We start from the raw sequence: 25,994 nt of genomic DNA on the forward strand, positions 1-25,994 counted from the left end.
AAACGCTTTACTCACTCAAATCCACGAGCGCATGAAGCGTCTTATAATTAAAAATCCACCAGGTAGAAAGAATTTCACCCTGCTGGTAAAATTCATAATCACTCTCGCCATTTGGCGACTTCAGTTTTATGACATCCCCCATCTGTTTCCAACGGGCATAAGGCGCCTTGTTATTCATTGATTTGAGATTCTGTACCATCGGTTCGCAGCGCGCGCACATTTTTGCGTTACCGTCATCGTAAAATGCCATCATCCCACCGTTAGTAACGTGTAAATACTGTAATTTAGCCGCCGCATCAGCGTTGCCGCATAGCATCAATAGCATTCCTATAACCCATAGCTTTCTCATTCACTTTATTTCCGTTAAGCGAAAAATATTATCCAGTAACAGCGGCGTATGATGCGAGGCGCTCAGCGCCAGAAAAATATCGCCGCCGACGCTGACTTTTTTACCGACCAAATTGTTGAGCGATTCCCGCTCTTGTGGGGTTAGCACCAGTTGCATCGTCTGGTTCCAGCCAGGCTGCTGCTTATTGGCATCGCGCACGCAGGTAAGGGGGCTATCCGGGGTCAGGGTCCAGTAAGCGGACTCGCCGTCACCCTGCTGGCGAAGCGTGCCGGTGAGGTTAACGGTGTCTCCCTCCACCCTGCACGCCTGCGCCAGTTGCGCTAAATCGGTTTCTCGCAGCGTGCCATCGCTATAGTACCCGCCGCTCACTTTAGATTGTTGTGTCAGCAGGTTGTTTTCCGGCTGCGGGCGCCACACGCCATCCGGGGATTTTTTCAACACGACGCGAAGCCGATTATTGGCGTCATCATGGATAAAAAAACTCGTTTTATCTCCCGTCGCCTTACCCAAAAAGTAAGCATAATCTTCCGTGGCGCAAAGGTCTTCGACGATAAATTTTACCGTCGGCAGCGGGCCGTTAAGGGTTAAGCTATTGCTGTCGCCAATATAACTGGCGCGCAGGCCGTTCAGAATATCGCTTCGCAGCGGGTCGCTGGCTTTTACCGGCTGGCAAATATTTTTGCGCCCTTGCGCGGCGACCTGCTCACGTAAGAGCGCAGACGTTAACGGTACGTTTTTACCATAATGGCAGTGAACATTCTGCGGCGAAGCAATGGTTTTATCAAAGCGCACAACGCTGCCCCAACTCCAGCGATAACCTATCGCCATCACGCGGTCATAAAGATGATATTGATTTTGCCCATCCGTCAGAAAATTATCATTTTTGTCTTTTATTAAGCCACAAACGTAAGCAATGCTACTGTTTGCTTCAATCCGCCGCAGGTTAAACAGCCCATCCTCAAGCCCTTCTTCATCGCGCAGCGACAGGGCAATATATTTGCGCCAGGTATCACCTTGTGGCAATGGTTTTATTTCTTCGGCAAATGTATTTTGGCAAATTATTAATAATAAAAATAAATAATACCGCATTTTTCTTCCCTCGAAAAACGGCACTCGCCGGATTATGATAATGATTATGTTTCGGACATGGAATGCACCGGTATGACATATTTTAAATGGCTGAGCGTACTCCTGTGTTTTATTACCAGTTACCATGCTTATGCAAACGACTCGGCGGTCGGGGAAACCAATGGTTCCATTGAATTTCTGCAACAAAATGAGATCAGCATGGCGAAAGAGCGATTGTTGATTGCCAGCGATCGTATCAATGTCGATTATGTATTTATTAATCATTCGGCGCAGGATATTACCGTTCCGGTAGCCTTTCCGATGCCGGCTATTTCCCAAAGATATATGGGAGATCGCACAGAAGGTATTACCAACTTTAAGATCAGCGTGGACGGTAAACCGGTTAAAAGCGAGTCCCGCTGGCGAGTCATCCATGACTTAGGCGGTAAAGGTGAAGAAGACATTACGGCGAAACTACTGCAAACCGGCTGGACGATCCCACAGCTACGCCATGTCCTCAATCGCGAGGGCAAAGCCTCTATTGAAGAAGGATATAAAGAGGGAAAACAGCAATTACCGTCAGAGTGGTTTGATGACGGCTATCTGAATATTGCCGTTCAACAATATTTTATCTGGCAACAACGTTTTCCGGCGGGCAAGGAGATCGTTATTCACCACTCATACACGGCCAGTAAATCCACCGGCGTGCCTGACAGCCTTGACAGTCTTCTTGGTGATGAATTCGGCGATCAATGCCTGACCGCCGCCACTCGCAAGGCGTTAAAACAGCTGGATGCAGGAATAAAATATAAAAACGAAGACGGTAGCGCGAATATCGGCTGGGGCTATCTGGGCTATATTCTGAAAACTGGCGCTAACTGGAAAGAGGGTGTCATTGGCGACTTTACCTTGCGCATTCATAAGAAGGATGAGACTGAAGTGGTTGTCCCCTGCTTTAATTACCCGCTAAAACAAATTGATCCGTTAACCCTGGAGTTTAAACAAAAAAACTTCAAGCCCGATGAAAACCTGGATATCCATTTTTATTACGATTCTTCGCGGTAAAAACTGGCCCGGAAATCCGGGCCAGTCACTTTTACACCGCAGTCTGGAAAATCACCCCATCTGCTTTCTCAGTGTACTGAGAGAGCTGGTCGAAGTTCAGATAACGGTAGGTATCCACCGCCGTCTTATCCACCTGCGCCACGTAGGTCTGGTACTCTTCCGGCGTCGGCAGTTTGCCGATAAGCGCCGCAACCGCCGCCAGCTCCGCAGAAGCCAGGAAGACGTTCGCACCGGTACCTAAACGGTTCGGGAAGTTACGGGTAGAAGTAGAAACCACCGTCGCACCGTCAGCCACACGCGCCTGGTTACCCATACACAGGGAACAACCCGGGATCTCGATACGCGCACCGCTCTTACCGAACACGCTGTAGTAGCCTTCTTCGGTCAGCTGCGCAGCGTCCATACGGGTTGGCGGCGCTACCCACAGGCGGGTTGGCAACTGGCCTTTGTGGCTATCCAGCAGCTTACCAGCCGCGCGGAAGTGGCCGATGTTGGTCATGCAGGAACCGATGAACACTTCGTCGATCTTCTCGCCCTGCACGTCAGACAGCAGACGCGCGTCGTCCGGATCGTTCGGCGCACACAGGATTGGCTCTTTGATATCCGCCAGATCGATGTCGATCACCGCCGCGTATTCCGCGTCGGCATCGGCTTCCAGCAGTTGCGGGTCCGCCAGCCATTTTTCCATGCCCTGGATACGGCGTTCCAGCGTACGACGGTCGCCGTAGCCTTCCGCAATCATCCACTTCAGCAGGACGATGTTGGAGGTCAGGTATTCAACGATCGGCTCTTTGTTCAACTTGATGGTACAACCCGCAGCGGAACGCTCGGCAGAAGCATCGGTCAGCTCAAACGCCTGCTCCACTTTCAGATCCGGCAGACCTTCGATTTCCAGGATGCGGCCAGAGAAGATGTTTTTCTTGCCTTTCTTCTCAACGGTCAGCAGGCCCTGTTTGATGGCGTACAGCGGGATGGCATGGACCAGATCGCGCAGGGTGATGCCCGGCTGCATTTTGCCTTTGAAGCGCACCAGCACCGATTCCGGCATATCCAGCGGCATCACGCCGGTCGCCGCGGCAAACGCCACCAGGCCTGAGCCCGCCGGGAAAGAGATACCAATCGGGAAACGGGTATGGGAGTCGCCGCCGGTCCCCACGGTGTCCGGCAGCAGCATACGGTTCAGCCAGGAGTGGATCACGCCGTCGCCCGGACGCAGAGAGACGCCGCCACGGTTCATAATGAAGTCTGGCAGCGTGTGGTGCGTGGTGACGTCAACCGGCTTCGGATAGGCTGCAGTGTGGCAGAAGGACTGCATCACCAGATCGGCGGAGAATCCCAGACAGGCCAGGTCTTTCAGCTCATCGCGGGTCATCGGGCCAGTAGTATCCTGAGAACCGACGGAGGTCATTTTCGGTTCGCAGTACGCGCCCGGACGGATACCTTTCACGCCGCAGGCGCGACCGACCATTTTCTGCGCCAGAGAGAAGCCACGGCTGCTTTCCGCCACGTCTTTTGCCTGACGGAAAACATCAGAGTGCGGCAGCCCCAGCGCTTCACGCGCTTTGGTGGTCAGGCCACGGCCGATAATCAGCGGAATACGACCACCGGCACGCACTTCGTCGATCAGCACGTCGGTTTTCAGTTCGAAGGTTGCCAGTAGCTCGCCGGTTTCGTGGTTACGCACTTCGCCTTTGTACGGGTAGACGTCAATCACATCGCCCATATTCAGGTTAGAAACGTCAACTTCAATCGGCAGCGCGCCCGCATCTTCCATAGTGTTAAAGAAGATAGGCGCAATTTTGCCGCCGAGGCACAGGCCGCCGCCGCGCTTATTCGGCACGTTCGGGATGTCATCGCCCATGAACCACAGCACGGAGTTGGTCGCGGATTTACGGGAAGAACCGGTGCCCACCACGTCACCCACGTAAGCCAGCGGGTAGCCTTTTTTCTGCAATGCTTCGATTTGTTTGATCGGGCCGACAACGCCTGGCTGATCCGGCTCAATGCCTTCACGGGCGTTTTTCAGCATCGCCTGCGCATGTAACGGGATATCCGGTCTCGACCACGCATCCGGCGCCGGAGAGAGATCGTCGGTATTCGTTTCGCCGGTCACTTTGAAAACGGTGACGGTGATTTTTTCCGCCAGCGGCGGACGGCTCAGGAACCATTCGGCGTCGGCCCAGGATTGCATCACCTGTTTGGCATATTCATTGCCCGCTTTGGCTTTCTCTTCTACGTCGTAGAAGTTATCGAACATCAGCAGGGTGTGGGACAGCGCTTTGGCCGCAATCGGCGCCAGTTTCGCATCGTCCAGCGCATCAATCAGCGGATGAATGTTGTAACCACCCTGCATGGTGCCCAGCAGTTCAATGGCTTTTTCTGGGGAGACCAGCGGGGAGGTGGTGTCGCCTTTCGCGACAGCAGCGAGAAAACCGGCTTTAACATAAGCGGCTTCATCTACGCCAGGAGGAACGCGGTTGATCAACAGGTCTAACAGGAATTCTTCTTCGCCCACAGGCGGGGTCTTCAGCAGCTCGACAAGCGCAGCCATTTGGGTTGCGTCTAAAGGTTTTGGCACAATCCCCTGGGCAGCACGCTCAGCTACGTGCTTACGGTATTCTTCTAGCACGACGATATCTCCTCGCTCTCATTGTCATAATGCGGCGCTTTTGTTGATGGGCGATTCTCTTCACGCTCCTGTGAGACAGTAGTTAGTAGGGTAAATGCCCGGTACCGCATAAGGCACAATAACAGGATTTTCTTTAAGTGTTAATCTGTTTACAAAAAAGCAACATAAAAAAGTGGCTGAATCGTTAAGGATGGTCTAATGCTCTACTGAGGCGGGAGCTGCAGCCATAAATGCTTACCTCATTTCGTGCTTTGATCGTCACGTAACGTTACCGATCCCAACATTAGCTAAAAATTAAACTATCGTCCCTTTATACTCACGCGAAACTGCACCCCGTCGGCGGCAGGCATAATGACCATAGCGATTCTCTGGAATCGGGAGAGATAAAATGACGTTGCCCTTTAAACCCCATCTCATTGCCCTTGTGTGCAGTGCCGGGTTATTTGCCGCTTCGGGCGTACTGTATGTTAAAAGCCGCGCTCCCGAAGCGCCCGCGCAGGCGGCGGCTCCCGCCTCTGAGCCAACGCAGACCGCTGTGCCCGCGCCTGTCGCGAAAACGACCTTTACCACTGCGCAAATTGATCAATGGGTCGCGCCTGTCGCGCTTTATCCCGATGCCCTGCTTTCGCAGGTGCTCATGGCCTCCACCTACCCGGCGAACGTAGTTCAGGCCGTCCAGTGGTCGCGCGATAACCCTACGCTGCAGGGCGATGCCGCTATTCAGGCGGTGGCCAGCCAACCGTGGGACCCCAGCGTCAAATCGCTGGTCGCCTTTCCCCAGTTGATGGCGCTTATGGGCGAGAATCCGCAATGGGTGCAAAACCTGGGCGATGCGTTCTTAGCCCAGCCACAGGATGTGATGGATGCGGTGCAAAGGCTGCGTCTGCTCGCTCAACAAACCGGTTCGCTAAAATCCACGCCACAGCAAACCGTCACCAGCGTGCCGAAATCCAGCGCTTCTACCGCCGTCACGACGACAACCACCACATCCGCCAGTACGCCAGCAACACCGTCGACCGTCATCAAAATTGAACCTGCGAATCCGCAGGTGGTGTACGTGCCAAACTATAACCCCGCGACGGTGTATGGCGCCTGGCCCAATACCGCTTATCCGCCGGTGTATTTACCGCCCCCTCCGGGGCAGCAGTTTGCCGATAGTTTTGTTAAAGGTTTTGGTTATAGTCTGGGCGTCGCCACCACCTATGCGTTGTTCAGCAGCATAGACTGGGATGACGACGATCATCACCACCATGACGACGACCATCATGATGATGATTACCATCATGGTGGTAGCGGTTATCAACATAATGGCGATAATATCAACATCAATGTCAATAATTTCAACCGGATATCCGGGCAAAACCTGCCGGGCCAAACGATGGGCTGGCAGCATAATCCCGCCTGGCGCAATGGCGTCCCCTATCCGAATAATACCGTTGCGCAACGGTTCCATCCCACCAATGTTAGCGGCGGGTTAAGCGCAACGCAGCAAGCGCCAGTGTCTCGCGACAGTCAGCGCCAGGCGGCCATGGCGCAATTCCAACAGCGCAGCCATACATCACCCGCTAACCTGTCAGGCGAGACATCCCGCGATAGACAGCGCAAAGCGGCATCGCAGCAGTTAAATCAAATTGCCCAGCGTAATAATTACCGTGGCTATGACGGAACACAAAACAGCAGTCGTCGCGAGGCGGCGCAGCAGACACTGAATAAATCCACCACGCAGCAGCATCGTTCCGAGCTGCAGGCTAAAGCCCAGCAGCACCCTGTTTCACAGCAGCAGAGAGACACCGCCCGCCAGCGTATTGAATCCTCTACGCCGCAGCAGCGTCAGGCATTTCGCCAGAATATGCACGCCAATGTGTTTAGCGGGAACGACAGTCGATCGCCGTCATGGCAATCGCAACAGCTACGCGGCCTGGAAAGCCGTCGCGGCAGTCACTTAAACACCGAGCAACGCGCCGCCGCGCGGGAACATTTTTCTGAACATCATGAATTTCATCGCCGTTAACCGGAGCAGATAATGAAAAAGGTTATGTTAAGCGCTCTGTTACTGTCGTTACCCTTGCTGGGCTACGCGCAGGAACGGTTCCCCTCCCCGGAAGCGGCCGCCAGCGCCTTCGCCGCGGCGGTAGCCGGAAAAAACGAAACGCAGCTTACCGCGCTACTGGGCGATGACTGGCGGCAATTTCTGCCGCCGGAAGGTGCCGATCCCGAGGCCGTGGCCCGCTTCAATCGTGACTGGCGCGAAGGCCATCGCATTGTACAAAAAGACAATACGGCGCACCTGAATGTCGGACGAGAAGACTGGCAGCTCCCGGTGCCCATGGTGAAAGAGACTGGCGGCTGGCGCTTTGATATGGCGGCAGCCGGGAATGAGATCCTCACCCGTACTATTGGGCGAAATGAACTTTCTACCTTACAGGCCATGCATGCTTACGTTGATGCGCAGCAGGACTATTACTTACAAAACCATCGCTGGGCGCACAGGATAATCAGTAGCGAAGGCCAAAAAGATGGCCTGTACTGGCCAACCAAAGCAGGCGACGTCCCCAGTCCGTTAGGCCCAAACTTTAGCCCCGCAGCGCCAGACGAGGGTTACCACGGCTACCATTTCCGTATTATCAGCGATAACGACGGTCACGGCGCGGCGCTTCTGGCCTGGCCGATGCATTACGGCGAAACCGGGGTGATGAGTTTTATGGTCAACCAGGACGATCGTATTTATCAGGCGGATTTAGGCAAGGAGACGGAGAGTAAAGTTCAGGCTATCACGCGTTTTGCGCCAGACGCGCAGTGGCAGGTCGCCGAATAACCCGTAAGCGCCTGGCGTTATCGCCAGGCCATGATCATTAGCCCTGATGCGGCATTAATTCCGGGTGGCCTTGTACCGGCGGCTTGTTGCTGGTCAGCGCGGCTTCATCAGCCTGAATGCTGCCGGAATTAGCCGCCCATACGCCTTCATGCGTGTGGGTGATCTGCTGATGCTGCGCATTCAAATCCTCGCCCATTGCCGCAATATGCGTGCTTTCCGTACCGCCGCTGTTAGTCGCCCAGGGGATGACGGGATCGCTGGCAAATGCCATGCCGGAAATCAAGGTCGCAGTTAGCGCTGCTGTTGTCAGAAAAAGTTTCATATATCAAACCTCATAATTAGCTCGCTATTATTTTATAGCGTTACCAATTTCAGGATGATGACAAAGTAAGGAGAGGTATTTCTTATGAAACAATTAGTTGGTCGAAAATGACAGACAAAGGCACTACCGACGGCATAAGCTTTGAAAAACGTACTGCTGCGGAAACGATAAATTTTGCGGTTTCGTTATCCTTCGCCATCATTTGACACATCTGATTTGCCATGCATAAAAAAAGCGGCTGTAAAGCCGCTTTTTTGTATCGGGTGGCGCATTGCCACCTACAGAAGATTATTTCTTCTTCGCTTTCGGGTTCGGCAGGTCGGTAATACTACCTTCGAACACTTCAGCAGCCAGACCGACGGACTCGTGCAGAGTCGGGTGCGCATGAATGGTCAGCGCGATGTCTTCCGCGTCACAGCCCATTTCGATCGCCAGACCGATTTCACCCAGCAGCTCGCCGCCGTTGGTGCCGACAATCGCCCCGCCGATCACGCGGTGAGATTCTTTGTCGAAAATCAGTTTGGTCATACCGTCTGCACAGTCAGAAGCGATAGCACGGCCAGAAGCTGCCCACGGGAAGGTGGCGGTTTCATAGCTGATGCCTTTTTCTTTCGCTTCTTTCTCGGTCAGGCCAACCCATGCCACTTCTGGCTCGGTGTACGCGATAGACGGGATAACTTTCGGATCGAAGTAGTGTTTCTTCCCGGCGATAACTTCAGCGGCAACGTGGCCTTCGTGAACGCCTTTATGCGCCAGCATCGGCTGACCGACGATATCGCCGATAGCGAAGATGTGCGGCACGTTGGTGCGCAGCTGTTTGTCCACGCGGATAAAGCCACGGTCGTCAACTTCCACGCCAGCTTTGCCCGCGTCGAGGTTTTTACCGTTCGGCACACGACCGATCGCCACCAGAACCGCATCATAACGCTGCGCTTCAGCCGGGGCTTTTTTGCCTTCCATCGAAACGTAGATACCGTCTTCTTTCGCTTCAACGGCAGTCACTTTGGTTTCCAGCATCAGGTTGAATTTCTTGCTGATGCGCTTGGTGAAGACTTTAACGATGTCTTTATCAGCCGCCGGGATAACCTGGTCGAACATTTCAACCACGTCAATCTCTGAACCCAGCGCGTGGTATACGGTCCCCATTTCCAGACCGATGATACCGCCGCCCATGACCAGCATACGCTTCGGCACTTCTTTCAGTTCCAGAGCGTCGGTAGAATCCCATACGCGCGGGTCTTCATGCGGAATAAACGGTAATTGGATCGGACGAGAACCTGCCGCGATAATCGCGTTGTCGAAGTTGATCACGGTTTTGCCGTTTTCGCCTTCCACTTCCAGGGTGTTCGCCCCGGTGAATTTACCCAGACCGTTGACCACTTTCACTTTACGGCCTTTGGCCATACCCGCCAGACCGCCGGTCAGCTGCGTGATCACTTTCTCTTTCCAGGTACGAATCTTGTCGATATCAGTTTTCGGCTCACCGAAGACGATACCGTGTTCAGCCAGCGCTTTGGCTTCTTCGATAACTTTTGCTACGTGCAGCAGCGCTTTAGAAGGGATACAGCCGACGTTCAGACAAACACCGCCAAGGGTGTTGTAGCGTTCTACAATTACGGTTTCCAGACCTAAATCAGCGCAACGGAAAGCGGCAGAATAGCCTGCCGGGCCCGCCCCAAGTACCACGACCTGAGTTTTGATTTCAGTACTCATCATGACCTCTTTATTTGTATCCGGCGGTCCGGGGTACTTGATCGCCCATCATCCACCGGGTCGTTCTATCCGCCCGTATCTTACAAAATTGTTAACAATTTTGAAACAACAAACGGATCACGAATTATCGCTTTCGCTAATAACCTCACAAACTCCATGAGATTATCAAAAAAAAGCCGGCCGTCGGGCCGGCTTTTCGCTTACATCACCAGACGGCGAATGTCAGACAACATATTGTTGATAATGGTAATGAAACGCGCACCATCAGCACCATCGATCACACGGTGGTCGAAGGAAAGAGAGATAGGCATCATCAGACGCGGCACAAACTCTTTCCCATTCCACACCGGTTCCATCGCCGACTTAGAAACACCGAGGATAGCCACTTCCGGCGCGTTAACAATCGGCGCGAAGTGGGTAGTTCCCAGACCGCCGATGCTGGAGATAGTGAAGCAACCACCCTGCATTTCGCCAGCGGTCAGCTTACCATCACGCGCTTTTTTGGAGATGGTGGTCAGTTCACGAGACAGCTCGGTCACGCTCTTCTTATTCACGTCTTTAAAGACCGGAACCACCAGGCCATTCGGGGTATCAACCGCCACGCCGATGTTGATGTATTTTTTCAGGGTCAGACGCTGACCGTCTTCGGACAGAGAGCTGTTGAAGCGCGGCATCTGTTCCAGAGCAGCGGCAACCGCTTTCATGATGAAGACCACTGGCGTGTATTTCACATCCAGTTTGCGCTTCTCAGCTTCGGCGTTCTGCTGTTTACGGAACGCTTCCAGATCGGTGATATCGGTTTTGTCGAAGTGCGTAACGTGCGGGATCATCACCCAGTTACGGCTCAGGTTCGCGCCAGAGATTTTCTGGATACGGCCCAGTTCGACTTCTTCAACTTCACCAAACTTGCTGAAGTCTACTTTCGGCCACGGCAGCATACCCGGGATACCACCGCCCGCAGCAGCCGGCGCAGCTTCCGCGCGTTTGATAGCATCTTTCACGTACGCCTGAACGTCTTCGCGCAGAATACGGCCTTTACGACCGGTGCCCTTCACTTTCGCCAGGTTGACGCCAAACTCGCGCGCCAGGCGGCGAATCAGCGGGGTAGCGTGAACGTACGCGTCGTTTTCAGCGAACTCAGATTTACCTTCCGCTTTGGCAGCCGGAGCCGCTGGCTTCTCAGCTTTCGCCGCCGGAGCCGGTGCCGCCGCTTCCTGTTTAGCCGGAGCGGCCGCAGGCGCTGCGCCTTCTACTTCGAAGACCATAATCAGAGAACCGGTTTTCACTTTATCGCCGGTGCTGATTTTGATTTCTTTCACGGTGCCCGCGAACGGCGCAGGCACTTCCATGGAGGCTTTGTCGCCTTCCACGGTGATCAGCGACTGTTCAGCGGCAACTTTATCGCCGACTTTGACCATCACTTCGGTGACTTCAACTTCGTCGCCGCCGATATCCGGTACGTTAACGTCTTTCACGCCCGTCGCTGCTGCTGGAGCAGCCGCAGCCGGAGCGGCTTCCGCTTTCGCTGGTGCTGCTGCGCCTGCTTCACCCGCCACTTCGAAGACCATAATCAGAGAGCCGGTAGACACTTTGTCGCCGGTGTTCACTTTGATCTCTTTCACGGTGCCCGCGAACGGCGCCGGCACTTCCATTGAGGCCTTGTCGCCTTCTACGGTGATCAGCGACTGTTCAGCTTCTACGGTGTCGCCCACTTTCACCATCACTTCAGTCACTTCAACTTCGTCACTGCCGATATCCGGAACGTGAACGTCTTTCGCCGCTGCCGCAGCAGGTGCTGCTGCCGGAGCCGCTTCTTTCTTCTCTTCTGCCTTAGCAGGTGCAGCGTCGGCTGCACCGTCGGCGGAATCGAAAATCATGATAAGTGCACCGGTCTCGGTTTTGTCGCCGACAGAGACTTTAATCTCTTTCACGACGCCAGCCTGCGGAGATGGGACTTCCATAGAGGCTTTGTCGCCTTCTACGGTGATCAGCGACTGTTCAGCTTCCACTTTGTCGCCCACTTTGACCAGAATCTCGGTGATTTCAACTTCATCTGTCCCGATGTCCGGTACTTTGATTTCGATAGCCATTATTCTTTTACCTCTTACGCCAGACGCGGGTTAACTTTATCTGCATCGATGTTGAATTTGGTAATCGCATCCGCTACCACTTTCTTATCGATTTCGCCACGTTTAGCCAGTTCGCCCAGCGCTGCAACAACCACATAAGAAGCATCAACTTCGAAGTGGTGACGCAGGTTCTCACGGCTGTCGGAACGACCGAAGCCATCCGTACCCAGTACGCGATAGTCGTCAGCCGGTACGTAAGTACGAACCTGCTCGGCGAACAGTTTCATATAGTCAGTAGATGCTACAGCCGGAGCGTCGTTCATCACCTGAGCGATGTACGGTACGCGCGGGGTTTCCAGCGGGTGCAGCATGTTCCAGCGCTCACAATCCTGACCATCACGCGCCAGTTCGGTGAAGGAGGTTACGCTGTACACGTCAGAACCTACGCCGTAGTCTTTCGCCAGGATCTGTGCCGCTTCACGGACGTGACGCAGGATAGAACCGGAGCCCAGCAGCTGAACTTTACCTTTGCTACCTTCGAGGGTTTCGAGTTTGTAGATACCTTTACGGATACCTTCCTCGGCACCTGCTGGCATGGCCGGCATGTGGTAGTTTTCGTTCAGGGTGGTGATGTAGTAGTAAACGTTCTCTTGTTTCTCACCGTACATACGCTCCAGACCATCATGCATGATGACAGCCACTTCATAAGCGTAAGCCGGGTCGTAAGAGATACAGTTCGGGATAGTCAGCGACTGAATGTGGCTGTGACCATCTTCGTGCTGCAGACCTTCACCGTTCAGCGTAGTACGACCGGAAGTCCCGCCGATCAGGAAGCCGCGAGCCTGCTGGTCGCCAGCCTGCCAGCACAAGTCGCCGATACGCTGGAACCCGAACATGGAGTAGTAGATATAGAACGGGATCATCGGCAGATCGTTGGTGCTGTAAGAGGTCGCCGCAGCCAGCCAGGATGCGCCTGCGCCCAGTTCGTTGATACCTTCCTGCAGAATCTGACCTTTCTCGTCTTCTTTATAGTATGCAACCTGCTCGCGGTCCTGCGGGGTGTACTGCTGACCGTTCGGGCTGTAGATACCAATCTGACGGAACAGACCTTCCATACCGAAAGTACGCGCTTCGTCGGCGATGATCGGTACCAGACGATCTTTGATCGACTTGTTCTTCAGCATCACGTTCAGAGCACGCACGAAAGCGATAGTGGTGGAAATCTCTTTGCTTTGCTCTTCCAGCAGCGCGCCGAAATCTGAAAGTTGAGGCAGCTCTAACTTCTCGGTGAAGTTCGGCTGACGGCTTGGCAGGTAGCCATGCAGCGCCTGACGGCGTTCATGCAGGTATTTGTGTTCTTCAGAACCTTCCGGGAAGGTAATGTACGGCAGTTTTTCGAGATCAGCATCGGCAACCGGCACGTTGAAACGATCGCGGACGTAACGCACGCCGTCCATGTTCATTTTCTTCACCTGGTGAGCGATGTTTTTGCCTTCCGCGGTGTCGCCCATGCCGTAACCTTTAATGGTATGGGCCAGGATTACGGTCGCTTTGCCTTTGGTTTCCTGCGCTTTTTTCAGTGCAGCATAGACTTTCTTCGGATCGTGACCACCGCGGTTCAGCGCCCAAATCTGCTCATCGGTCCAGTCGGCCACCAGCGCGGCGGTTTCCGGATATTTACCGAAGAAGTGCTCACGCACGTAAGCGCCGTCTTTGGATTTGAAGGTCTGGTAGTCGCCGTCAACGGTTTCGTTCATCAGCTGGATCAGTTTACCGCTGGTGTCTTTACGCAGCAGTTCATCCCAACGACCGCCCCACATGACTTTAATAACGTTCCAGCCAGCACCTGCAAAGATGCCTTCCAGTTCGTTAACAATCTTGCCGTTACCGGTGACCGGGCCGTCAAGACGCTGCAGGTTACAGTTGATAACAAAGACCAGGTTGTCCAGTTTTTCACGGGTGGCGATGGTGATCGCGCCTTTGGATTCCGGCTCATCCATCTCGCCGTCGCCGAGGAAGGCGTAAACGGTCTGTTTAGAGGTATCTTTCAGGCCACGGTGTTCCAGATATTTCAGGAATTTCGCCTGGTAGATAGCACCGATTGGGCCCAGCCCCATAGAGACGGTCGGGAACTGCCAGAATTCCGGCATCAGTTTCGGGTGCGGATAGGAAGAGAGGCCATTGCCGTGAACTTCCTGACGGAAGTTATCCATCTGTTCCTGGGTCAGACGACCTTCCAGGAACGCGCGAGCGTAGATGCCCGGAGAGATGTGGCCCTGGAAGTATACCAGGTCGCCGCCATCCTGTTCGTTGCGCGCACGGAAGAAATGGTTGAAACAGACATCATAGATCGTGGCGGAAGACTGGAAGGACGCCATGTGGCCGCCCAACTCAAGGTCTTTTTTAGACGCGCGCAGCACGGTCATGATGGCGTTCCAGCGGATAGCAGAACGAATGCGACGTTCCAGCTCCAGATTGCCCGGGTATTCCGGTTCGTCTTCAACGGCAATAGTGTTGATGTAATTACTGGCCCCTGCGCCTGCCGCGACTTTCACGCCGCCTTTGCGAGCTTCAGAAAGCAGTTGGTCAATCAGATACTGAGCGCGCTCAACACCTTCTTCACGGATGACCGATTCGATCGCCTGTAGCCAGTCGCGAGTTTCGATCGGATCCACGTCATTTTGGAAACGTTCTGACATGGGGGTATTCCTTATCTATCTAATACGTTGAGTTATCTGGAACCTGTCCCATTAAACTTTCGTCAGAAAGCTTAATAAGACAGGTTCTGCGTTTATTGCCTGGCCCATAAGGTGTAATTGTTGCAGCCAGTTTGGTCACGGACAGCGCGGAACAACCGGAACGTACACGTAGTACGTGAGGATTGTGAGCACTGCCCAGGACCAAAATGGCAAATAAAATAGCCTTATGGGCCTGGCATTTAGTTGCCGCGCACATTTTTGCGCGTTATTCACAACATCTTCTGGTTAACGTTCTGCCAGAAAAAACTAATTCTTGCGCTGTTCCAGACGGCGTAAAGCGCGTTCACGACGGCTCTCCTCACGGCTTCTGTCCAGCATAATCTCTTCGATAAACGCCAGATGGCGGTGTGACGCTTCACGCGCTTCTTCTGGTTTTCCGGCCATAATGGCTTCAAATATACGGGTGCGATGCGTACTCACCAGCGGCAGCATCTCCCGACGCGCATACAGCAATTCGAAGTTCTGCCGCACGTTTTGCGCCAGCATCGGCTCCATACACCTTAGCAGATGAAGCAATACCACGTTGTGCGCCGCTTCGGTGACGGCGATTTGATACTGGAGCACGGCTTCGGACTCGGCATCCAGATCGCCGGACTCTTGCGCCAGCTCAATGGCATGGTGCAGCTCGCGAATACGGTCTTTATCTTCGTCGGTGCTGCGCAGCGCCGCGTAATAAGCCGCAATGCCCTCCAGCGCATGGCGCGTTTCGAGCAGGTCAAACTGGGATTCAGGGTGATCGGAGAGCAGTTCCACCAGCGGGTCGCTAAAGCTCTGCCACAGGCTGCTCTGCACGAAGGTTCCGCCGCCCTGGCGACGAAGCAACAATCCCTTCGCTTCGAGACGTTGAATCGCCTCGCGCAAGGAGGGACGGGAGACGTCGAACTGTTTTGCCAGTTCACGTTCCGGTGGGAGTTTTTCTCCGGGACGCAATGTTCCCTCAAGGATTAAAAACTCCAGCTGCTGCTCGATCACATCGGAGAGTTTTGGTTGGCGGATTTTGCTGTAGGCCATGATTTCCTGTCTTAAGCCATTTGCCCGGAGTCAATTGGTCTTACCAATTTCATGTCTGTGACGCTAAAGTAACAAAGTATTCACCTTCTGTCCATACAGGTTTTGATTGAAATCAGTAAAGGAGGCACATTTTAACAATTTTACAGAAATCATGTTTCAAAACTGTAACTGTGCACAAATGTTAAATTTACCCACCAGGAGGTAGATTTAACGTATTTGAAACGATAAAAAATCTCATCTGAACCGATTCAACAGTAGATTAAATGCATTTTTATGCATAAATAATGAATAAAAACAAATTAACATCTGTAAGGGAAAATAAAAGGAGGTATTTACAAGTGCTTTCTTTTTACGCAACTCGTCATCACCCCTGCACAAAGCAGGTGCATTCGCGGCCACATACCATTATTCTGATCAAGACGAAAGAGTTGAAGTGACATTTAAAAAAACGAATCTGTAAATAAATTAATACAAAAAGCGGAATTGCAAACTTACACACGCACTACTGCATCGTTCAAAATAAGCGCGTTATGAATAAACCGCGCCCGATACACGAGGTTTTATGATGGACAGTCAGCAGCACGGCGAGCAGCTCAAGCGCGGCCTGAAAAACCGCCATATTCAGCTTATCGCATTGGGCGGCGCGATAGGGACAGGCTTGTTCCTGGGAAGCGCCTCCGTTATTCAGTCGGCGGGGCCAGGAATTATCCTGGGCTATGCGGTTGCAGGCTTTATTGCCTTTCTGATTATGCGCCAGCTGGGGGAGATGGTGGTTGAAGAACCGGTCGCCGGCTCTTTTAGCCACTTCGCCTATAAATACTGGGGCGGCTTTGCCGGATTCGCTTCCGGCTGGAACTACTGGGTACTGTACGTATTAGTTGCCATGGCGGAACTGACCGCAGTGGGTAAATATATCCAGTTCTGGTATCCGGAGATCCCCACCTGGGCTTCTGCGGCAGCCTTCTTTGTGATTATCAACGCCATCAACCTGACCAACGTTAAAGTGTTCGGTGAGATGGAGTTTTGGTTCGCCATTATTAAAGTGATCGCCGTCATCGCTATGATTCTGTTCGGCGCGTGGTTACTCTTCAGCGATACCGCTGGTCCGCAGGCCACCGTGCGCAACCTGTGGGAACAGGGCGGCTTTCTGCCGCATGGCTGGACCGGGCTGGTGATGATGATGGCCATTATTATGTTTTCGTTCGGCGGACTGGAGCTGGTAGGGATCACCGCCGCTGAAGCCGATAACCCGGAACAGAGCATTCCCAAAGCCACCAATCAGGTTATCTATCGCATCCTGATTTTTTATATCGGCTCGCTGGCGGTTCTGCTTTCGCTGCTGCCATGGACTCGCGTCACCGCCGATACCAGCCCGTTTGTCCTTATCTTCCATGAGCTGGGCGATACGTTTGTCGCCAATGCGCTGAATATCGTGGTTCTCACCGCCGCGCTATCGGTTTATAACAGCTGCGTTTACTGCAACAGCCGTATGCTGTTCGGTCTGGCCCAGCAGGGAAATGCGCCGAAAGCGCTGCTGAACGTCGACAAACGCGGCGTGCCGGTGAGCTCCATTTTGGTTTCCGCCGTCGTGACGGCGTTGTGCGTGCTGCTCAACTACCTGGCCCCAGAGTCCGCATTCGGACTGCTGATGGCGCTGGTGGTCTCCGCGCTGGTCATTAACTGGGCGATGATTAGCCTTGCCCATATGATGTTCCGTCGCGCGAAACAGCAGCAGGGCGTGAAAACCCGCTTCCCGGCCCTGTTTTATCCGTTCGGCAACGTTCTCTGCCTGCTGTTTATGGCGGCGGTATTGATCATTATGCTGATGACGCCAGGTATGGCGATCTCCGTGTGGCTGATTCCGGTATGGCTGCTCATCCTGGGCGTCGGCTACCTGTGTAAAGAAAAAACGGCAAAAACGGTGAAAGCCCACTGATCGTGGCATTACTTTTCCTCCCTCCCCGTCCGGGGAGGGTGTTATCTGCCTCACAGTTTCCCACGTATAACCATTTTATCCATATCAGCGGCGTGATCCTGCTACGCAAATAAAAGCTCGCAGGCGAATAATTACCGCCATCATCTGATGGGGAGAAGTCTCAATGGATAAGGGCAGACTTTCGGTAAGAGAGAAAATCGGGTATGGCATGGGCGACGCCGGATGTAACATTATTTTTGGCGCTATCATGCTGTTTGTTAATTATTTTTATACGGATATTTTTGGTCTTGCCCCGGCGTTAGTCGGTGTTTTACTCCTTTCAGTACGCGTTATCGATGCCGTTACCGATCCGGTGATGGGCGCGCTTGCCGATCGTACCCAAAGTAAATATGGTCGTTTCCGCCCCTGGCTACTGTGGATTGCATTTCCCTACGCGCTGTTCAGCGTGCTGATGTTCACGACGCCGGACTGGGGCTATAACAGCAAAGTTGTCTATGCTTTCGTCACCTATTTTCTGCTTTCTGTGACCTACACCGCCATCAATATTCCCTATTGCTCACTGGGCGGCGTGATCACCAATGATCCAAAAGAGCGCGTGGCCTGTCAGGCTTATCGCTTCGTGTTAGTCGGCATCGCGACGCTGTTGCTATCGTTAACGCTATTGCCGATGGTGGACTGGTTTGGCGGCGGCGACAAAGCCAAAGGCTATCAGTTGGCGATGACCGTGCTGGCGATTATCGGCATGGGTATGTTTCTGTTCTGCTTTGCCAGCGTCCGCGAACGCGTTCGCCCTGCCGTTCCGACGCACGATGATATGAAGAATGATTTCAAAGACGTGTGGAAAAACGATCAATGGGTACGCATTCTGCTATTGACCTTATGTAACGTCTGCCCGGGGTTTATCCGTATGGCGGCGACCATGTATTACGTCACCTGGGTGATGGGACAAAGCACCCATTTCGCTACGCTTTTTATTAGCCTTGGCGTGGTCGGTATGATGATCGGCAGTATGCTGGCAAAAGTCTTAACCGATCGCTGGTGTAAATTGAAGGTATTTTTCTGGACCAATATCGCGCTGGCGATTTTCTCCTGCGCGTTCTATTTCTTTGATCCGAAAGCTACCGTGATGATAGTGGCGCTCTACTTCCTGCTCAATATTCTGCATCAGATCCCTTCCCCGTTGCACTGGTCGCTGATGGCGGACGTCGATGATTACGGTGAATGGAAAACCGGCAAACGCATTACCGGTATTAGCTTCTCCGGTAATCTGTTCTTCCTGAAACTGGGCCTGGCGATTGCCGGGGCGATGGTCGGCTTTTTGCTCTCCTGGTACGGTTATGACGCCAGCGCCAAAGCGCAAAGCGCCTCGGCGATGAACGGTATTATGCTGTTGTTTACCGTTATCCCCGGCGTTGGCTATCTGATTACCGCAGGCGTGGTACGTCTGCTGAAAGTTGACCGTGAACTGATGAAAAAAATCCAGGACGATTTGGAAAAACGTCGCACTAATTACCGCGAATTGAGTGAGTTGCAGGAGCTCAAAGCCGCTGAAAGCGTAAGGAAAGCCTGATGGCAAACTGGCCAAACCCGTTTATTGAACAACGTGCCGATCCGTTTATTTTACGCGACGGCAGCGATTACTACTTTATTGCCTCCGTACCGGAATATGACAGGCTGGAAATCCGCCGGGCTGATTCGCTGGAAGGGTTGCGCGCCGCCGACCCCGTTGTCGTCTGGCGCAAACCGGAAAGCGGCCCGATGAGCCAGCTCATCTGGGCACCGGAAATGCACCGCATCAACGGTAAGTGGTACATCTATTTTGCCGCTACCCATACTCAAGCGCTTGATAAACTGGGAATGTTCCAGCACCGCATGTTTGCCCTGGAGTGCGCCGATGCCGACCCACTCACCGGCAAGTGGACGGAGAAAGGTCAAATTAAGACGCCGTTTGATACCTTCGCCCTCGATGCCACCACTTTTTATCATCAGGGAAAGCAGTGGTATCTGTGGGCGCAAAAAGCGCCGGATATTGCCGGTAACTCAAATATTTATCTGGCTGAACTGGAAAATCCGTGGACAATTAAAGGCGAGCCGGTAAGACTCAGTAAGCCAGAGTACAACTGGGAATGCCGGGGTTTTTGGGTTAACGAAGGTCCGGCTGTACTGGTGCATGGCGACAAGCTGTTTATCAGCTATTCGGCCAGCGCCACCGATGAAAACTACTGTATGGGATTACTGTGGATTAACGTAAACGACGATCCGCGCGATCCGGCCAACTGGCATAAATTACCGCGCCCGGTCTTTACCACCAGCTATGAAAATCGCCAGTATGGGCCGGGACACAACAGCTTTACGCAAACGCCGGAAGGTGAAGATGTACTGGTGTACCACGCGAGAAATTACACCGAAATTGAAGGCGATCCGTTGTACGATCCCAACCGCCATACGCGTCTGAAACGGGTACGCTGGGACGAAAACGGGATGCCTGATTTTGGCGTGCCGCCAGCCGATACGATCTAAGCCGTTGCACTGCCCGGTGGCGCTAACGCTTACCGGGCCTACAGATTTTTCCATTGTAGGCGGCATAAGCGTTAGCGCCATCGGCACAACGCTACACTAATGCCCCATAAATGGTGAGCAACGCAATAATCACCACCACCACAAACGAGGCCTTCTTCGCCATCGACACCGCCGCTTTGGGGGTTTCTACCTTGTCAGTATGCGGTTCGCGCGCCAGTGAGAACTGCGCCAGACGTGTGAGCACCTGATACTGCGAAGTATGCAGATCCGCCAGCGAGGCAAACCAGGCCGGCAACGCTTTCTCGCCATGCCCCAGTAATGCATACACTACGCCCGCCAGACGTACCGGAATCCAGTCCAGCACATGAAGAATAGCGTCAATGCCGGATTGCAAACGTTGGTGCGGCGTCTGATAGCGCGCCAGCCACGTCTGCCAGGCCCGTAAAAACGCATAGCCCACCAGCGTTACCGGCCCCCATGGACCGCCAACGATAAACCAAAATAGCGGTGCGAGGTAAAAACGGAAATTTATCCATAACAACGCATTTTGCAGCTCACGCAAAAATTCACGCTCATTACAATCCGGCGGCACGCCGTGAATCAGCGTAAGCTCGCTGGCCATCGCCTCGCAAGGATGCGGATCGTTGCGGGACGCCGCTTTCAGCCAGGCGTGATAATGTACTCGCGCTTTGCCCGCGCCGATACACAGCACGCCCAGGAGAATCCACACCACCAGCGTCGGCACGTTAAATAGCAGCCCTTTTAACGCCTGGAGCAGTAGAAAAGTCACCACCATCGCGATCGCCGTCATTCCCATCGTGCGCAACATCGAAAAATGCGTAATCCGACGGAATAGCGCCTCCAGCCGATGATCGAGCTGCCAGTGCTCGCCCAGCTTAAACAGGCGCTCGACAATCAGCACCAGTAATGTCGTAAACAGCGTCATGTCATCTCCTTGTGCGACGAGAGGGCTACCAAAGCGCGAAAGCGCGGCCAGTCAAAGGCAGGGCCAGGGTCCGTTTTGCGGTCAGGCGCAATGTTGCAGTGTCCGGTCATATTGTCGGCGATCGCCGGATAGCAAGCGATAAGCGTGCGCGTCACGGCGGCTAGCTGCTGATACTGCGCATCGGTATAAGCCAGCGTATCCGTCCCCTCCAGCTCAATACCAATGGAGAAATCATTACAACGTTCCCGCCCCTGATAGTTTGACACGCCCGCATGCCACGCACGCTTATCAAAAGGCACATACTGGACGATTTCACCGTCGCGACGAATCAGACAATGGGCCGAAACACGAAGATGAGCGATTTCTGCAAAAAAAGGATGGGCGTCTGGATCTATCGTTCCGGTGAATAATGCATCGATCCACGGACCGCCAAACTCGCCGGGGGGCAGGCTAATATTATGCACCACCAGCAAGGACGGTTTTTCGTCATCCGGACGGCAATCATAATGCGGAGAAGGGACGCGTCGCGCCTCTACCAACCAACCCTTATCTGGCAACATGCAGAGTCTCCTTTTGAGTGGTGCTTATAGCTGCTTCAGAGTAGCATGTTTCTACCTTATGATTCGTTAGCAATTTGGAGTTTTATCATGCCGCCTCGCCGTTATAACCCAGACGACCGACGTGACGCGCTACTGGAACGCATTAATCTCGATATCCCTGCCGCCGTTGCTCAGGCGCTGCGTGAAGATTTAGGTGGAGAAGTCGATGCTGGCAACGATATCACCGCGCAACTTTTGCCGGCAGATACGCGAGCCCATGCCACGGTGATCACTCGTGAAGACGGCGTTTTCTGCGGCAAGCGCTGGGTTGAAGAGGTCTTCATCCAACTGGCGGGCGATGATGTGCGCCTCACCTGGCATGTCGATGACGGCGACGCCATTCATGCCAACCAAACAGTGTTTGAACTGAACGGCCCGGCTCGCGTATTGCTGACCGGCGAGCGCACGGCGCTAAACTTTGTCCAGACCCTTTCCGGCGTCGCCAGTGAAGTACGCCGCTACGTTGGACTATTGGCTGGCACCCAAACCCAGTTGCTCGACACGCGTAAAACGCTGCCGGGTCTGCGCACCGCGCTCAAATATGCGGTTTTATGCGGCGGCGGCGCCAATCATCGTCTGGGCCTCACTGACGCGTTCCTGATTAAAGAAAACCATATCATCGCCTCCGGTTCGGTTCGTCAGGCGGTGGAAAAAGCGTTCTGGCTACATCCGGACGTGCCGGTAGAAGTCGAGGTCGAAAATCTGGATGAACTGGACGATGCGCTGAAAGCAGGCGCGGATATTATCATGCTGGATAATTTCAACACCGACCAGATGCGCGAGGCGGTGAAACGCGTCAACGGCCAGGCGCGGCTGGAAGTATCCGGCAACGTCACCGCGGAAACCTTACGCGAATTTGCTGAAACCGGGGTGGATTTCATCTCCGTTGGCGCGCTGACCAAGCACGTACGCGCGCTCGATCTCTCCATGCGTTTTCGCTGATCCTCTCCGCCCGATGGCGCTGCGCCGTCGGGTCTATAAATCACCTGTCCGTAGATCCGCGTCGTGATTCGGTAAAATATTCGTAGCGCCTCGCAATAACGTTGCCGTATCATGTAACGCAGCGAAAATCTTCAGAATCCGCCTTCCCGTTTTACCTTTTGCCGCTCGCCCGCTCTTTCCTCGTTTGCCACAGTAGCGCCAGCTAACTCAAGGAGCGAACAATGGAAAAACAACGCGGTTTCACGCTTATCGAACTGATGGTCGTTATTGGCATCATCGCCATTTTAAGCGCCATTGGCATTCCGGCTTACCAGAACTATCTGCGTAAAGCGGCGCTGACGGATATGTTGCAAACGTTTGTCCCCTACCGTACTGCCGTCGAACTCTGCGCTCTGGAACATGGTGGGACGAACACATGCGATGCGGGCGTCAACGGTATCCCCTCGCCCGTCATCACCCGTTATGTTTCGGGCATGAGCGTGGAAAAAGGCGTCATCACGCTTACCGGCCAGGAGAGTCTGAGCGGGCTTAGCGTCATCATGACGCCCGCCTGGGACAATGCTAACGGCATTACCGGCTGGACGCGTAACTGCAATATTCAAAGCGACAGCGCGTTACAACAGGCTTGTGAAGATGTCTTCCGTTTTGACGCCAACTAAGGAGACAAGATGAAAGACGCTCAGCTCAACACCTTGTGTCAACGTCATCAGGCTGTACTGATCAATAGCGCCAGCAACAGTATCACTGTTGCTGTGGTCGACGCGCCCTCTCATGCGTTACTGGACGCTCTGCATTTCGCCACGCAAAAACAGATTGATATTGTGTGCTGGACTCGCCAGCAAATGGAAAATCATCGGCATAAGCCGGATCAGGCTCCCTCGACAAACGCCGCGAAAGGTGGAGAAACCGCGGCCCAGCTTCTCAATCAGACATTACGCTCGGCGATGGCGAAACGCGCCTCTGATATCCATCTCGAACCAGGCGCCAGCCGCTACCGAATAAGACTCCGCATCGACGGCGTTCTTCATATTCTGCAGGACATCGCCAAAGAGACGGGGCTTGCGCTGACGGCCAGATTGAAAGTCCTGGGAAATTTGGACATCGCTGAACATCGGCTGCCGCAGGACGGGCAATTTACCGTTGACCTGACGGGCGACAGCATCTCTTTTCGTATCGCCACGCTTCCCTGTAAAGAAGGCGAAAAAGTCGTCTTACGGTTGTTGCATCAGGTTGAACAAACGCTGGATCTGGACACGCTGGGCATGTACGGGGCACAACTTACCGCTTTTAGGCAAGCCCTACAGCAACCTCAGGGGCTGGTACTGGTGACTGGCCCCACCGGTAGCGGAAAAACGGTCACGCTATACAGCGCGCTACAAACCCGGAATACGCCGGATATCAACCTCTGTAGCGTTGAGGATCCGATAGAAATTCCACTGGATGGGATTAACCAGACGCAGATCCATCCCCGCGCCGGGCTCACCTTTCAAAATGTGCTGCGCGCGCTTTTACGCCAGGACCCTGACATCATCATGGTAGGTGAAATTCGTGACGGCGACACCGCAGAAATCGCCATTAAGGCGGCACAAACGGGCCATCTGGTACTTTCAACGCTCCATACGAACTCCACCAGCGAAACCCTGATACGTTTGCAGCAAATGGGCGTAGCACGCTGGATGATCTCATCGGCGCTTACGCTGGTGGTAGCACAACGCCTGGTAAGGAAGCTTTGCCCGCACTGCAAACAGCGTCTGAGCGATCCCGTGGTGCTATCGCCCAATCTTTGGCCCAGCGCGCTACCGCGCTGGCAGGCAAGCGGCTGTCAGCATTGCTACCACGGCTTTTATGGCCGAACCGCGTTATTCGAAGTGTTAACCGTTACCCCGGCATTACGTCAGTTAATTGCGAGCGGCGCATCGGCGCAAGCACTGGAAGCCCACCTCCAACAGACCGGTACAGGGACGCTTTTTGAAAATGGCTGTCGCGCCGTTGAGCAAGGCATGACGTCCTTTGAAGAGATACTGCGCGTTCTGGGAATGCCCCATGAGCGTTAAACAGCTCTGGCGCTGGCAAGGCGTTAACGATAAAGGTCAACTGGAACAAGACGTTGTATGGGCGGACAATCGTCTGGCGCTGATCATCACCCTGCAACATCAGCGCATTATGCCGCTTCGCATCAAGCGTATGGGCGTTAACGCCGCACTGTGGAAAGAAGAGCAAAGCGCTGAAATTATTCATCAGCTGGCCACGCTCATTCATGCCGGGCTGACGCTTTCTGAAGGGCTGGAACTCCTTGCGCAACAGCATCCCCACCGACAATGGCAAGCGCTGTTGCGCACGCTGGCTCACGAGCTTGAACAGGGCGTCCCTTTTTCCAGCGCATTAGTCTCCTGGCCGCAGGTATTTCCGCCGCTCTACCAGACGATGATCCGCACCGGAGAACTGACCGGCAAACTGGCCGACTGCTGCTTTGAACTGGCCCGTCAGCAAAAAGCGCAACGGCAGATTACGGTTAGCGTAAAAAAGGCGCTACGCTATCCCGTCATTATTCTGGCAATGGCCGCTCTGGTCGTTTTCGCCATGCTGCACTTTGTCCTGCCGGAATTTGCCGCCATTTACCGTAGCTTCAATACCCCGCTCCCTCTTCTGACGCGCGGTATTATCGCGATAGCGCAATGGGGGTCGGCATGGGGTTGGCTCATCTTGTTCCTGACGATGCTCGTTGCTATCGCTCACCGCAGGGTAAAACAAAAGCCGTCCTGGCAAACGCAGCGGCAGCGTCTTCTGCTACGGCTTCCCGTTATGGGTCGCCTGATAAGAGGCCAGAAACTAGCGCAAATATTCACCGTACTGGCATTAACCCAAAGCGCAGGCATTCCTTTTCTTCAGGGACTGGAAAGCGCTATCGAGAGTCTCGGCAGCCCTTACTGGTCACAGCGTTTAACGCAGGTACATCAGGAGATCGCCGCGGGCAATCCGGTCTGGTTGGCGCTAAAAAATACCCAGGAATTTAGTCCGCTATGCCTGCAACTGGTCAGAACGGGCGAAGCGTCCGGTTCACTCGATATCATGCTGCATAACCTTGCCCGTCACCACAGTGAAACTACGCTGGCGCTGGCCGATAATCTGGCGTCGCTGTTGGAACCGGCGTTATTGATCATCACCGGCTTAATTATCGGTACGCTGGTGGTGGCGATGTATTTGCCGATTTTTCATCTGGGAGACACGATGAGCGGGATGGGATAAGGCTG

At 53.7% G+C, this 25,994-nt stretch carries 20 protein-coding genes; 10 read left to right on the top strand and 10 right to left on the bottom strand.

Annotated features, from left to right (window positions below; translation table 11 throughout):
- Positions 1-7: 7 nt before the first annotated feature.
- Together NBA72_RS16355 and NBA72_RS16360 are read right to left on the bottom strand one after the other, a co-directional pair.
- On the bottom strand, positions 8-349 hold the full coding sequence (locus NBA72_RS16355) for a hypothetical protein (RefSeq protein ID WP_001230267.1): 342 nt from the start codon (positions 347-349) through the stop codon (positions 8-10).
- Positions 350-1,372 carry a DUF4431 domain-containing protein gene (locus NBA72_RS16360; RefSeq protein ID WP_242409710.1) on the bottom strand — a complete coding sequence of 341 codons (1,023 nt, stop codon included), beginning with the start codon at positions 1,370-1,372 and terminating at the stop codon, positions 350-352.
- A 138-nt stretch (positions 1,373-1,510) separates the two neighbouring features.
- Between NBA72_RS16360 and NBA72_RS16365 the strand changes: the two genes are divergently transcribed.
- Positions 1,511-2,482 carry a DUF4424 family protein gene (locus NBA72_RS16365; RefSeq protein ID WP_042947585.1) on the top strand — a complete coding sequence of 324 codons (972 nt, stop codon included), beginning with the start codon at positions 1,511-1,513 and terminating at the stop codon, positions 2,480-2,482.
- A gap of 31 nt (positions 2,483-2,513) precedes the next feature.
- Here NBA72_RS16365 and acnB read toward each other — a convergent pair whose 3' ends face one another.
- Positions 2,514-5,111 carry a bifunctional aconitate hydratase 2/2-methylisocitrate dehydratase gene (gene acnB, locus NBA72_RS16370; protein ID WP_023234440.1) on the bottom strand — a complete coding sequence of 866 codons (2,598 nt, stop codon included), beginning with the start codon at positions 5,109-5,111 and terminating at the stop codon, positions 2,514-2,516.
- Positions 5,112-5,499: 388 nt separating this feature from the next.
- Between acnB and NBA72_RS16375 the strand changes: the two genes are divergently transcribed.
- On the top strand, positions 5,500-7,122 hold the full coding sequence (locus NBA72_RS16375; protein WP_042947589.1) for a DUF3300 domain-containing protein: 1,623 nt from the start codon (positions 5,500-5,502) through the stop codon (positions 7,120-7,122).
- Between the two features lie 12 nt (positions 7,123-7,134).
- Positions 7,135-7,926, top strand: coding sequence for a DUF2950 family protein (locus NBA72_RS16380; protein WP_000757452.1), 792 nt, complete (start codon positions 7,135-7,137; stop codon positions 7,924-7,926).
- A 37-nt stretch (positions 7,927-7,963) separates the two neighbouring features.
- On the opposite strand, the gene NBA72_RS16385 is transcribed toward NBA72_RS16380, so the two are convergent.
- From NBA72_RS16385 to pdhR, 5 genes are all read right to left on the bottom strand, one after another.
- Positions 7,964-8,248 (bottom strand): outer membrane protein, encoded by a 285-nt coding sequence (locus tag NBA72_RS16385; RefSeq protein ID WP_000765363.1) that lies wholly within the window; start codon positions 8,246-8,248, stop codon positions 7,964-7,966.
- Between the two features lie 288 nt (positions 8,249-8,536).
- Complete coding sequence (lpdA, locus tag NBA72_RS16390) at positions 8,537-9,961, bottom strand: dihydrolipoyl dehydrogenase (RefSeq protein WP_001519338.1); 1,425 nt, start codon at positions 9,959-9,961, stop codon at positions 8,537-8,539.
- 200 nt (positions 9,962-10,161) lie between these two features.
- Positions 10,162-12,051, bottom strand: a complete 1,890-nt coding sequence (gene aceF / locus NBA72_RS16395) for a pyruvate dehydrogenase complex dihydrolipoyllysine-residue acetyltransferase (RefSeq protein WP_000963594.1) — start codon at positions 12,049-12,051, stop codon at positions 10,162-10,164.
- A 14-nt stretch (positions 12,052-12,065) separates the two neighbouring features.
- On the bottom strand, positions 12,066-14,729 hold the full coding sequence (aceE, locus tag NBA72_RS16400; protein WP_000003852.1) for a pyruvate dehydrogenase (acetyl-transferring), homodimeric type: 2,664 nt from the start codon (positions 14,727-14,729) through the stop codon (positions 12,066-12,068).
- 306 nt (positions 14,730-15,035) lie between these two features.
- On the bottom strand, positions 15,036-15,800 hold the full coding sequence (gene pdhR / locus NBA72_RS16405; RefSeq protein WP_000331771.1) for a pyruvate dehydrogenase complex transcriptional repressor PdhR: 765 nt from the start codon (positions 15,798-15,800) through the stop codon (positions 15,036-15,038).
- A gap of 562 nt (positions 15,801-16,362) precedes the next feature.
- Here pdhR and aroP point away from each other — a divergent pair.
- The 3 genes from aroP to NBA72_RS16420 all read left to right on the top strand — a co-directional run bounded on the left by aroP (position 16,363) and on the right by NBA72_RS16420 (position 20,256).
- The gene (gene aroP, locus NBA72_RS16410) at positions 16,363-17,736 is read left to right on the top strand and encodes an aromatic amino acid transporter AroP (protein WP_001539002.1); all 1,374 of its coding nucleotides are present in this window, start codon (positions 16,363-16,365) and stop codon (positions 17,734-17,736) included.
- A gap of 163 nt (positions 17,737-17,899) precedes the next feature.
- The gene (locus tag NBA72_RS16415) at positions 17,900-19,306 is read left to right on the top strand and encodes a glycoside-pentoside-hexuronide (GPH):cation symporter (protein WP_000357539.1); all 1,407 of its coding nucleotides are present in this window, start codon (positions 17,900-17,902) and stop codon (positions 19,304-19,306) included.
- Positions 19,306-20,256 carry a glycoside hydrolase family 43 protein gene (locus NBA72_RS16420; protein WP_042947597.1) on the top strand — a complete coding sequence of 317 codons (951 nt, stop codon included), beginning with the start codon at positions 19,306-19,308 and terminating at the stop codon, positions 20,254-20,256. The genes NBA72_RS16415 and NBA72_RS16420 overlap by 1 nt, the downstream gene beginning before the upstream one ends.
- Before the next feature lie 91 nt (positions 20,257-20,347).
- On the opposite strand, the gene ampE is transcribed toward NBA72_RS16420, so the two are convergent.
- Positions 20,348-21,202, bottom strand: a complete 855-nt coding sequence (gene ampE, locus NBA72_RS16425) for a beta-lactamase regulator AmpE (protein ID WP_000172035.1) — start codon at positions 21,200-21,202, stop codon at positions 20,348-20,350.
- Positions 21,199-21,762, bottom strand: a complete 564-nt coding sequence (gene ampD / locus NBA72_RS16430; RefSeq protein WP_000936326.1) for a 1,6-anhydro-N-acetylmuramyl-L-alanine amidase AmpD — start codon at positions 21,760-21,762, stop codon at positions 21,199-21,201. The genes ampE and ampD overlap by 4 nt, the downstream gene beginning before the upstream one ends.
- 87 nt (positions 21,763-21,849) lie before the next feature.
- Here ampD and nadC point away from each other — a divergent pair, with 87 nt between their 5' ends.
- From nadC to hofC, 4 genes are all read left to right on the top strand, one after another.
- Positions 21,850-22,743, top strand: coding sequence for a carboxylating nicotinate-nucleotide diphosphorylase (gene nadC / locus NBA72_RS16435; protein WP_039517536.1), 894 nt, complete (start codon positions 21,850-21,852; stop codon positions 22,741-22,743).
- A gap of 221 nt (positions 22,744-22,964) precedes the next feature.
- Positions 22,965-23,402 carry a prepilin peptidase-dependent pilin gene (gene ppdD / locus NBA72_RS16440; protein ID WP_000414982.1) on the top strand — a complete coding sequence of 146 codons (438 nt, stop codon included), beginning with the start codon at positions 22,965-22,967 and terminating at the stop codon, positions 23,400-23,402.
- A gap of 9 nt (positions 23,403-23,411) precedes the next feature.
- Entirely contained in the window at positions 23,412-24,797 is a 1,386-nt protein-coding gene (gene gspE / locus NBA72_RS16445; RefSeq protein ID WP_042947600.1) for a type II secretion system protein GspE, read from the top strand.
- Entirely contained in the window at positions 24,787-25,989 is a 1,203-nt protein-coding gene (gene hofC, locus NBA72_RS16450; protein ID WP_042947601.1) for a protein transport protein HofC, read from the top strand. The genes gspE and hofC overlap by 11 nt, the downstream gene beginning before the upstream one ends.
- Positions 25,990-25,994: the final 5 nt, after the last annotated feature.

The organism is Salmonella sp. NW1250 (assembly GCF_051812965.1).
GTDB classification, from domain to species: Bacteria; Pseudomonadota; Gammaproteobacteria; order Enterobacterales; family Enterobacteriaceae; genus Salmonella; species Salmonella enterica.

What these genes read in the sequence shown, in the direction of transcription:
- pdhR (WP_000331771.1), bottom strand. Translation starts at nt 15,800, where the DNA reads ATGGCCTACAGCAAAATCCGCCAACCAAAACTCTCCGATGTGATCGAG.
- gspE (WP_042947600.1), top strand. Translation starts at nt 23,412, where the DNA reads ATGAAAGACGCTCAGCTCAACACCTTGTGTCAACGTCATCAGGCTGTA.
- ppdD (WP_000414982.1), top strand. Translation starts at nt 22,965, where the DNA reads ATGGAAAAACAACGCGGTTTCACGCTTATCGAACTGATGGTCGTTATT.
- NBA72_RS16355 (WP_001230267.1), bottom strand. Translation starts at nt 349, where the DNA reads ATGAGAAAGCTATGGGTTATAGGAATGCTATTGATGCTATGCGGCAAC.
- NBA72_RS16375 (WP_042947589.1), top strand. Translation starts at nt 5,500, where the DNA reads ATGACGTTGCCCTTTAAACCCCATCTCATTGCCCTTGTGTGCAGTGCC.
- aroP (WP_001539002.1), top strand. Translation starts at nt 16,363, where the DNA reads ATGATGGACAGTCAGCAGCACGGCGAGCAGCTCAAGCGCGGCCTGAAA.
- NBA72_RS16380 (WP_000757452.1), top strand. Translation starts at nt 7,135, where the DNA reads ATGAAAAAGGTTATGTTAAGCGCTCTGTTACTGTCGTTACCCTTGCTG.
- NBA72_RS16420 (WP_042947597.1), top strand. Translation starts at nt 19,306, where the DNA reads ATGGCAAACTGGCCAAACCCGTTTATTGAACAACGTGCCGATCCGTTT.
- NBA72_RS16365 (WP_042947585.1), top strand. Translation starts at nt 1,511, where the DNA reads ATGACATATTTTAAATGGCTGAGCGTACTCCTGTGTTTTATTACCAGT.
- lpdA (WP_001519338.1), bottom strand. Translation starts at nt 9,961, where the DNA reads ATGAGTACTGAAATCAAAACTCAGGTCGTGGTACTTGGGGCGGGCCCG.
- hofC (WP_042947601.1), top strand. Translation starts at nt 24,787, where the DNA reads ATGAGCGTTAAACAGCTCTGGCGCTGGCAAGGCGTTAACGATAAAGGT.
- NBA72_RS16385 (WP_000765363.1), bottom strand. Translation starts at nt 8,248, where the DNA reads ATGAAACTTTTTCTGACAACAGCAGCGCTAACTGCGACCTTGATTTCC.
- ampD (WP_000936326.1), bottom strand. Translation starts at nt 21,762, where the DNA reads ATGTTGCCAGATAAGGGTTGGTTGGTAGAGGCGCGACGCGTCCCTTCT.
- nadC (WP_039517536.1), top strand. Translation starts at nt 21,850, where the DNA reads ATGCCGCCTCGCCGTTATAACCCAGACGACCGACGTGACGCGCTACTG.
- ampE (WP_000172035.1), bottom strand. Translation starts at nt 21,202, where the DNA reads ATGACGCTGTTTACGACATTACTGGTGCTGATTGTCGAGCGCCTGTTT.
- aceE (WP_000003852.1), bottom strand. Translation starts at nt 14,729, where the DNA reads ATGTCAGAACGTTTCCAAAATGACGTGGATCCGATCGAAACTCGCGAC.
- aceF (WP_000963594.1), bottom strand. Translation starts at nt 12,051, where the DNA reads ATGGCTATCGAAATCAAAGTACCGGACATCGGGACAGATGAAGTTGAA.
- NBA72_RS16415 (WP_000357539.1), top strand. Translation starts at nt 17,900, where the DNA reads ATGGATAAGGGCAGACTTTCGGTAAGAGAGAAAATCGGGTATGGCATG.